Source organism: Rhizobium sp. P28RR-XV (assembly GCF_012641385.1).
Lineage (GTDB): Bacteria > Pseudomonadota > Alphaproteobacteria > Rhizobiales > Rhizobiaceae > Rhizobium.
Map to the genome: position 1 here is coordinate 159,804 of NZ_JABAIG010000013.1, position 8,901 is coordinate 168,704.

Consider the following 8,901-nt stretch of genomic DNA (forward strand, 5'->3'; position numbering starts at 1 on the left):
TTTGGCATGAGCCGCATTGAGAAGAACGGGATGCAGATCGAACCGGTGCTTTATCATTTCCTCGTCAAGGAAGCGCTGCCGGGTTCAGGCATCGACGCCGACGCCTTTTTTGCCGGCTTCTCCAAGATCGTCCACGATCTCGCGCCGAAGAACCGCGAGCTGCTCGCCAAGCGTGACCACATGCAGGCAGCGCTTGACGACTGGTATCGCAAGAACGGCGCGCCCGTCGATCTCGCCGCCTACGAGGCCTTCCTTCGCGACATCGGCTATATCGTGCCCGAAGGCCCGGCCTTTACGATTTCGACCGCCAATGTCGATCCCGAGATATCGGAGATTGCCGGCCCGCAGCTCGTCGTTCCCGTCATGAATGCCCGCTATGCCCTGAACGCGGCCAACGCCCGCTGGGGATCGCTTTACGATGCTCTTTATGGCACCGATGCCATTCCTGAGACTGATGGCGCCGAGAGGGGCAGGACCTATAACCCCAAGCGCGGCGAGAAAGTCATCGCCTGGGTTCGCGATTTCCTCGATTCCGCCGTGCCGCTTGCCGGCGCAGGCTGGAAGGACGTCACCGGTCTTGCTGTGAAGGATGGCGCACTGGCGATCACGACAAAAGGTGGCGTTACGGCGCTGGCGGATCGCAGCCATTTCGCCGGTTATCTCGGCGATGCAGCCAATCCCTCGCATATCCTGCTGAAGCAGAACGGCATCCATATCGAAGTCGTTATCGATGCCGGCACCGATATCGGCAAGGCCGACCCGGCAAACATTTCCGATGTCCGGCTGGAATCGGCGATCACCACGATCATGGATTGCGAGGATTCGATCGCGGCCGTCGATGCCGACGACAAGGCGGAGGTTTACCGCAACTGGCTCGGCCTGATGAAGGGCGACCTGACCGAAGAGGTCGCCAAGGGCGGCAAGACCTTCACGCGCCGCCTCAACCCCGATGTCACCTATACCGCGCCGGATGGCAGCACTTTCGATCTGCATTGCCGCTCGCTGATGCTGGTGCGCAATGTCGGCCACCTGATGACCAATCCGGCCATTCTTGACCGTGATGGAAACGAGGTGCCCGAGGGCATCATGGATGCCGCGATTACCGGCCTGATCGCACTTTATGACATCGGCCCGAACGGCCGCCGCAAGAATTCCCGCACCGGCTCCATGTACGTCGTCAAGCCGAAGATGCATGGTCCGGAAGAAGTCGCTTTCGCGGTTGATATCTTCTCGCGCGTCGAAGACCTGCTTGGGATGCCGCGCAATACTATCAAAATGGGCATCATGGACGAGGAGCGCCGCACGACGGTCAACCTCAAGGAAGCCATCCGCGCCGCCCGCGAGCGCGTCGTTTTCATCAATACCGGTTTCCTCGATCGCACTGGCGACGAAATCCATAGCTCGATGGAAGCAGGCCCGATGATCCGCAAGGGTGATATGAAGCAGGCGGCCTGGATCGCGGCCTATGAGAACTGGAACGTCGATATCGGCCTGGAATGCGGCCTCTCCGGCCATGCCCAGATCGGCAAGGGCATGTGGGCCATGCCGGATCTGATGGCGGCCATGCTCGAGCAGAAGATCGCCCACCCGAAGGCCGGCGCAAACACCGCCTGGGTGCCGTCCCCGACGGCGGCGACGCTGCATGCCACCCATTATCATCGCGTCAATGTCGCCGACGTGCAGAAGAGCCTGAAGAGCCGCGCCCGCGCCAAGCTTTCCGACATTCTCTCCGTGCCGGTCGCCTCGCGGCCGAACTGGACGCCGGAGGAAATCCAGCGCGAGATCGACAACAATAGCCAGGGCATCCTCGGCTATGTCGTGCGCTGGGTCGATCAGGGCGTCGGCTGCTCCAAGGTTCCCGACATCAACAATATCGGCCTCATGGAAGATCGCGCCACCCTGCGCATTTCTGCGCAGCACATGGCCAACTGGCTGCACCACAAGGTCATCACCGAAGCGCAGATCATCGAGACGATGAAGCGCATGGCTGCCGTGGTCGACCAGCAGAACGACGGTGATCCCCTCTATAGGCCGATGGCCGGCAATTTCGACGGTTCGGTCGCCTTCCGGGCAGCCCTCGATCTCGTCCTCAAGGGCCGCGAGCAGCCGAACGGCTATACCGAACCGGTCCTGCACCGCCGCCGCATCGAGCTGAAGGCGAAGCAGGCGGGGTGATCCCTTCCCTCCATCTGGGGCCACCTCGATCCTTCGAGGCCTTGTCGCCTTCGCCGGCAAGGCACCTCAGGATGAGGTGGAGAGGATCTTGCGGTTAGAGCGTGATGCCGAAAAGTGTAGGCGGTTTCCAGGCGACATCACGCTCTACTTCTTTGTTTCTAGAGCGGATTCAGATTTTTGGTCGAACAGACCTAAAATCATCCGGCTCTAGGGGAAAAGATCAGCTCTCATCCTGAGATGCGCAGCCGAAGGCGGAGCCTCGAAGGACGAGGGCGGGTAGGGTGATATAGCATCGACCCCGTTCCCCAAACAAAAAGGCCGCCGGATATCGATCCGGCGGCCTTTTTCAATCCGAATGTCCAGTGATTACTGGATGACGACGACCTTGGTGCTGTGACCAGGCAGAACGCGGCTATAGAGGTCGATGACGTCCTGGTTCATCAGGCGGATGCAGCCCGAGGAAGCGGCCGTGCCGATCGACGCCCATTCCGGCGTGCCGTGCAGGCGGAACAGCGTGTCCTGGCCCTTGTCGTTGTAGAGATACATGGCGCGCGCGCCGAGTGGGTTCGACAGGCCGGGGTTCATGCCGCCATCGACGTATTTGGCGATTTCCGGACGGCGGACTGCCATTTCTTTCGGCGGATGCCAGCTCGGCCATTCCTGCTTCCAGGCAACGTAAGCAGTGCCCGACCAGGCGAAGCCCTGCTTGCCGACGCCGATGCCGTAACGCATCGCTTCGCCGTTCCCGAGGATATAGTAGAGATGGCGCTCGCGCGTGTTGACGATGATCGTGCCTTCAGCCTCGTCGGACTTGTAGGAAACGATCTGGCGGCGGAACTGCGGCTTCACCTTCTGGATCGGGATCGCCGGCAGCTGGAAGCCGTTGTCGCTCGTGACGCCATAATCGCTGTCGAACGTCTTGAGGGCGTCGGTAGCGGGAGCGGCAATGGTGGCGGGATTGGCAATGGCGGAGGGCTTGGCTGCCGCAGGGATGGCATAGCCAGCCGCTGCGAGCGTTGCGACAAGGCCGAGTGCGGTCATAGCATTACGGATGCGCATGGAAGTCTCTTGAAATTTCGTGGCAGGGAACGGATGGTTATCTACCATCTTTGTCTACAGTTTATTTTCCATTAAACTTAGCTTTGCAAGCGGCTGTGGCCCTACAAAAATAGCGCCGGCGCGCAAATTAGAAGGACATGGTTTTTTTGCAACAATGCTTGCCCGGTTCCCGAGACAATTCATGACGATTTTGAACGTTTACAATAACAATCCGTTAATAGATGGCCGACAATCGGAAAGGGCCATGCTTGTACGCAAGGGCGTGCAACTTTTACTGCACGACATGCGTCACGCGGTCTTGCCGGAGTTGCCGCTTGCCAGCGGCCGCCGCGCCGACCTCATCAGCCTCTCGGAAAAGGGTGAGATCTGGATCATCGAGATCAAGACGTCGATCGAGGATTTCCGCGTCGATCGCAAATGGCCCGAATACCGGCAGCATTGCGACCGGATGTTCTTCGCGACGCACAAGGACGTGCCGCTGGATATCTTCCCCGAGGATTGCGGGCTATTTCTGTCGGATGGTTACGGCGCCCATATGCTGCGCGAGGCGCCGGAGCATCGGCTGCCGCCGGCGACGCGCAAGTCCGTGACGCTGAATTTCTCCCGCGCCGCCGCCCAGCGCCTGCTGCTGGCCGAATGGGCGACGGGCAAGTCCTTCGCTTCAGAGTAGCCTATTTCGGCGCGCGCTTGGCGAGGATGCGCTGCAGCGTGCGGCGATGCATGTTGAGGCGGCGGGCCGTCTCGGAAACATTGCGCTCGCACATTTCATAGACGCGCTGGATATGCTCCCAACGCACCCGGTCCGCTGACATCGGGTTCTCAGGCACCTCGGCCTTTTCGCCGGGGCGCTGCGTCAGCGCGGCGTAGACGTCGTCGGCATCGGCGGGTTTGGCGAGATAGTCGAGCGCGCCGAGTTTGACGGCGGTCACCGCCGTCGCGATATTTCCATAGCCGGTCAGGACGACGATATGCGTATCGTCGCGCCGCTGACGGATCGCCTCGATCACATCCAGTCCTGTGCCGTCGCCCAACCGGAGGTCGACCACGGCGTATTTGGGCGGGCTCGCCTTGGATTTGGCCACGCCTTCCGCCACCGATTCCGCCGTCTCGACTGCAAAGCCGCGCGTTTCCATCGCGCGTGCCAGCCGACGCAGAAACGGGCCGTCGTCGTCGACGATCAGCAATGTGGCATCCGGGCCGATATGGGCCGCGGCATCCTTCGCTCCCGCGTGTGGGGCAGCGCTCTCTTTTTCCGTCATTTTATCTTCTATCCCGGCGACCATCCGCCTGCATATTCAACCGATTTTGACGACCGCTGTTTTAAGCCGTGAAAATCATTTTGTCGAATTACTGTCGATCAGTACGCGCGGCCATTCGACGCGGACGCGCGCGCCTGGCGCCTCCGAATCGCGATTGCTGAAGGAAAGTGCGGCGCCTGAGCGTTCGAGCAGCGTCTTGGCGATGAAGAGGCCAAGCCCGAGGCCGCCGGCGGTATCGTCCCGCTGGCGCGATGTGACATAGGGTTCGCCGATCCGTGCCAGTATTTCGGGCGAATAGCCGTTGCCGTCATCTTCGATGACAATAGTCAGAGTGTCGACGGTATACTCCACGGTGATGGTCACCGTCTTGCGGGCATAGTCGACCGCATTTTCGATGAGGTTGCCGAGGCCGTACATGATGCCGGCATTGCGGCTGAGGACGGGTTCCCCGGAGCGCGGGCTCTTCTCGATCAGTTCCAGCGTGATCCCGAACTCGCGATGCGGTGCGATGATCTCCTCCATCATCGAGGAGAGCGTCAGCCGCCGCATATGCGCCTCGTCTTCGGAGGAGAGCGTCGTCAGCCGCCGCAAGATGTCGCGGCAGCGCTCGCTCTGGCTGCGCAGCAGCGCCACGTCCTCGCGGAAGCGGTCGTCCTCGCGCAGTTCGCGCTCCATCTCCTTGGCGACGACGCTGATGGTCGCAAGCGGCGTGCCGAGCTCGTGCGCCGCGGCCGCCGCCAGCCCGTCGAGCTGCGACAGGTGCTTTTCCCGCTGCAGCACCAGCTCCGTCGCCGAGAGCGCATCGGCGAGCTGCGAGGCTTCCATGGAGACGCGATAGGCATAGAAGGCGGCAAAAGCCATGGTGGAGGCAATCGAGCACCAGACACCGAGCTGCATCACATTGTGGACGTTGATCGAGATGCCTTCATACCAGGGAAGCGGAAAGGGCGAGAAGGCAAGGCCGGTAATGCAGATCATCGCCAGCAGGATCAGCGGCATGCTGTAGCGGATCGGCTGCGATGCGAAGGAAATGATGACGGGTACGCAAACCAGTGCCGAGAAGGGGTTGGCAAGCCCACCGGTGATCAACAGCAGCCCGCAGAGCTGCAGAAGATCGAGGCTGAGCAGGGCAAAGGCCGCCGGCGGCTCCAGCCGGTGCGTCGGTGGATAGCGCAGTGTCAGGAAGAAGTTGATCCAGGCAAGGCAGGCGATCAGCACGCAGCAGGGCAGCAGCGGCATGGGGAATTTCAGCCAGAAGGCGACGATCATCACGGTCACCGTCTGGCCGCCGACCGCAAGCCAGCGCAGGCGTACCAGCGTCTGCAGCCGCAGCCGCCGGCTGGTGTGATGGCCCTCCTGCGCTTTCATTTCGGCCTCGGACAGCTTTTCCAGTCCGCGGAAGAAGCGTGCCATTGTCAGGTCCCCCGTGGCTTGGCGCGTGTGGTCGGCAAGGCTTCCGCCGGATCTTCCGGCCAGGGATGCCTTGGGTAGCGCCCGCGCATGTCGGCGCGCACATCCTTCCAGGAGCCCGCCCAGAAGCCCGGCAGGTCGCGCGTCGTCTGGATCGGCCGATGTGCCGGCGATGTCAATTCGAGCAGTAGCGGCAATCTGCCGCCGCCGATGGCCGGATGCTGCTTCAGTCCGAACAGCTCCTGGACGCGAATGGTCAACAGCGGTTCCTCGCCGTCATATTGTATGGGATGGCGCTGCCCGGTCGGCGCTTCGAAATGCGTCGGCGCCATCCGGGCGAGATCGCGCTGCAGCTCATGCGGCACCAGCGACATAAGCCCGCTGGAGAGCCCGCCGGCGGAGATATCGGAAAGGCCGCGCGCATCGGCCTGAAATGGCGTGAACCAGTCATCCAACCGCGCAAGCAGCGCCTCGTCGCTAACGTCAGCCCAGGGCTCGCCGATCGTCCGTTGCAGGAAGCCGATCCTTTCCCGCAGTTGCGCAGCTTCCCTGGAAAAGGGCAGGACGCCGATCCCGAGCTCGCGAATGCCGTCAGCGAGCGCCTTCGTCGCCTGCTCGCCGGTTGGGCGCGGCAGCGGCGTTTCCTCGAAGATGATCGCGCCAAGCCGTGTTACCCGCCGCGCCCGCACCTGGCGGCTTGCTTTGTCAAAAAAGCTCTGATCCTCGGTGCGGATTTCGCCCGGCAAATGCTCTTCCACATCGGCGCGGGAAATCTCCGCCGCGGCAACAATGCGCGCCTGCGGCGCCCGGCCGGTGAGGTCGGCAATGACAAGCATCTGCGAGCCGGCAAGCCGCTCGGTCTCCGGCAGCTCCGCGCCGCGACCATTGGCCATGACGAAGCGCCCCCGTCCGCCGCGCTGCAGCGCAATCCGATCGGGAAAGGCATGCAGGAGCAGCACACCGGCGAGCGGAGGAGTAGAAGAGACGGGGCTGCCGTTGCCGCCCGCCGCCTGGGCGAGGCGCCCGGCCAATCGACGCGAGGCTTCCGCCCGTTCGCCCTTTTCCGTCTTGAAGCGCCGCAGCCGGTCTTCGAGGTCGATGCTTTGCCCGCCGAGCCCCTGTTCCGTCAGCAGCACCGAAAGCAACGCCGCCTCGCGCGCCTGGCCGAATTCGCTGGCCGATATCACCATCGCCGCCAGCCGCGGCGGCAAGGCGAGTTCGCGCATCAGCCGGCCCCGCGCCGTCAACCCGTTTTCCGCGTCAAGCGCTCCCAGCTGCCGCAGCAAGGTCCGCGCCTCGGCAAGCGTTATCGCCGGCGGCTGGTCGACAAAGGCGAGCGTCGCCGGATCCTGCACGCCCCAATGGGCCAGATCGAGCGCGAGGCCCGAGAGGTCGCTCGAAAGGATCTGCGGCGGCGTAAAGGCCGGAAGCGCCGCCGTCTGGCCCGGATGCCACAGGCGAATGGCGATGCCCGGCTCGGTTCGCCCGGCACGGCCGGCCCGCTGATCGGCCGAGGCGCGGGACACGCGCACCGTCTCGAGCCGCGTAATTCCGGTCGAAGCCTCGAAGACCGGCAGCCGCTGCAGGCCGCTGTCGATGATGATGCGCACGCCGTCGATGGTGATGGAGGTCTCGGCGATCGAGGTGGCAAGCACGATCTTGCGCGTGCCCTGCGCTGCTGGCCGGATCGCCGCGTCCTGTTCCTTCTGGCTGAGATTGCCGTAAAGCGGCGCGATCATTGTCTCCGATCCGAACCGACCCTCGAGCCGTTCCGCCGTCCTGGTGATCTCGGCCTGCCCCGGCAGGAAGGCGAGGATCGAGCCCTGTTCGTCCGCATGCGCGTCGAGGATCGTCCGCGTGACCGTATCTTCGATCCGCTCGCCCGCCGGCCGGTCCTGATGGCGAATGTCGATTGGAAAGCTGCGGCCCATGCTCTCGATGACGGGTGGGTTTTCGAGCAAGCTCGCGACGCGTTCCACGTCCAGCGTTGCCGACATCACAAGGATGCGCAAATCCTCGCGCAGCGCCGACTGCACGTCGAGCGCCAGCGCCAGGCCGAAATCGGCATCCAGCGAGCGCTCGTGGAATTCGTCGAAGATGACGGTGGAAATGCCGGAGAGTTCCGGGTCGTCGAGGATCATCCGGGCGAACACGCCCTCCGTCACCACCTCGATGCGGGTCTTGGCGGAGATGCGGTTGTCGAGCCGCATGCGATAGCCCACGGTATCGCCGACCTGTTCGTTCAGCAGCGAGGCCATCCGGGCCGCCGCCGCCCTTGCCGCCAGCCGTCGCGGTTCCAGAAGAATGATCCTGCCGTCGCCGCGCCACGCCTGCCCCAATAGATAAAGCGGTACCAGCGTCGTCTTGCCGGCGCCGGGTGGCGCGGAAAGCACGGCGCGTCGATGGTCGGCGAGTGCGATGCCGATATCGGCAAGCACATGCGAGACCGGAAGTTCCGGTAGTGAAGGCGTCTTATAGGTCACGCCTGCCGGCTCCGCGCATGTTCACAGGTAGCCATCGTGATCGTGAGGACTTCGAGCGCTGCGATCAAGGCCGGCCAGGGCAGCGCCGCGTGCGTCCGCTCTTCGTTGAGAAGCAACATGCTCCGCTCCATGTAATCGTTCGATGTCTATTAGGTCTTGGGCGCGCAGCTGGCAATGAGACGCAATCCCGTCCGCCGGCCCATCTACCGGCAGGGGAGGTGCGGAGGTGGTTCTTAGGCCTCTATTTGGACGATTCCGACGCGCCACGCAAAATGAATCCCGAAAGCGCGTCCTGCCAGGTAAAACCGCCCACTAATTTCGACATCGCATCAAATTCCGTTTTACAATCAATAAGTTACAAAAATGTCAGAATTTTTACAGTGATAGTGTTGACTTGGTTCGGAGGTAGGGTCTATAAGCCCGATCACTGAACGAGGGCGGCGGCGCTGCTGGCGACGACGACTTTCGCTCTAGTGTTTCCTTGATTGGCTGCGATGCTGATTGGTGGTTCTGGG

7 protein-coding genes are annotated in these 8,901 nt (G+C 62.7%); 2 read left to right on the forward strand and 5 right to left on the reverse strand.

What is annotated here, in order from left to right:
• Positions 1 to 6 precede the first annotated feature (6 nt).
• Entirely contained in the window at positions 7 to 2,175 is a 2,169-nt protein-coding gene (locus HGP12_RS26290; protein WP_168841857.1) for a malate synthase G, read from the forward strand.
• A 366-nt stretch (positions 2,176 to 2,541) separates the two neighbouring features.
• On the opposite strand, the gene HGP12_RS26295 is transcribed toward HGP12_RS26290, so the two are convergent.
• Positions 2,542 to 3,234 (reverse strand): L,D-transpeptidase, encoded by a 693-nt coding sequence (locus HGP12_RS26295; RefSeq protein WP_168841856.1) that lies wholly within the window; start codon positions 3,232 to 3,234, stop codon positions 2,542 to 2,544.
• Between the two features lie 181 nt (positions 3,235 to 3,415).
• Between HGP12_RS26295 and HGP12_RS26300 the strand changes: the two genes are divergently transcribed.
• The gene (locus tag HGP12_RS26300; protein WP_113233570.1) at positions 3,416 to 3,904 is read left to right on the forward strand and encodes an MmcB family DNA repair protein; all 489 of its coding nucleotides are present in this window, start codon (positions 3,416 to 3,418) and stop codon (positions 3,902 to 3,904) included.
• Position 3,905: 1 nt separating this feature from the next.
• Here the strand turns inward: HGP12_RS26300 and HGP12_RS26305 are convergent, their stop codons facing one another.
• The 4 genes from HGP12_RS26305 to HGP12_RS34530 form a co-directional block, all read right to left on the reverse strand.
• The gene (locus HGP12_RS26305) at positions 3,906 to 4,493 is read right to left on the reverse strand and encodes an ActR/PrrA/RegA family redox response regulator transcription factor (protein WP_168841855.1); all 588 of its coding nucleotides are present in this window, start codon (positions 4,491 to 4,493) and stop codon (positions 3,906 to 3,908) included.
• Positions 4,494 to 4,568: 75 nt separating this feature from the next.
• A complete protein-coding gene (locus HGP12_RS26310) occupies positions 4,569 to 5,861 on the reverse strand; it encodes an ActS/PrrB/RegB family redox-sensitive histidine kinase (protein WP_205926652.1) in 1,293 nt (430 codons plus the stop codon).
• 47 nt (positions 5,862 to 5,908) lie between these two features.
• Positions 5,909 to 8,386 (reverse strand): ATP-dependent helicase HrpB, encoded by a 2,478-nt coding sequence (gene hrpB / locus HGP12_RS26315; RefSeq protein WP_168841853.1) that lies wholly within the window; start codon positions 8,384 to 8,386, stop codon positions 5,909 to 5,911.
• Entirely contained in the window at positions 8,383 to 8,505 is a 123-nt protein-coding gene (locus HGP12_RS34530; protein ID WP_281408238.1) for a hypothetical protein, read from the reverse strand. Before HGP12_RS34530 ends, hrpB begins: the two co-directional genes overlap by 4 nt.
• Between the last annotated feature and the right edge of the window lie 396 nt (positions 8,506 to 8,901).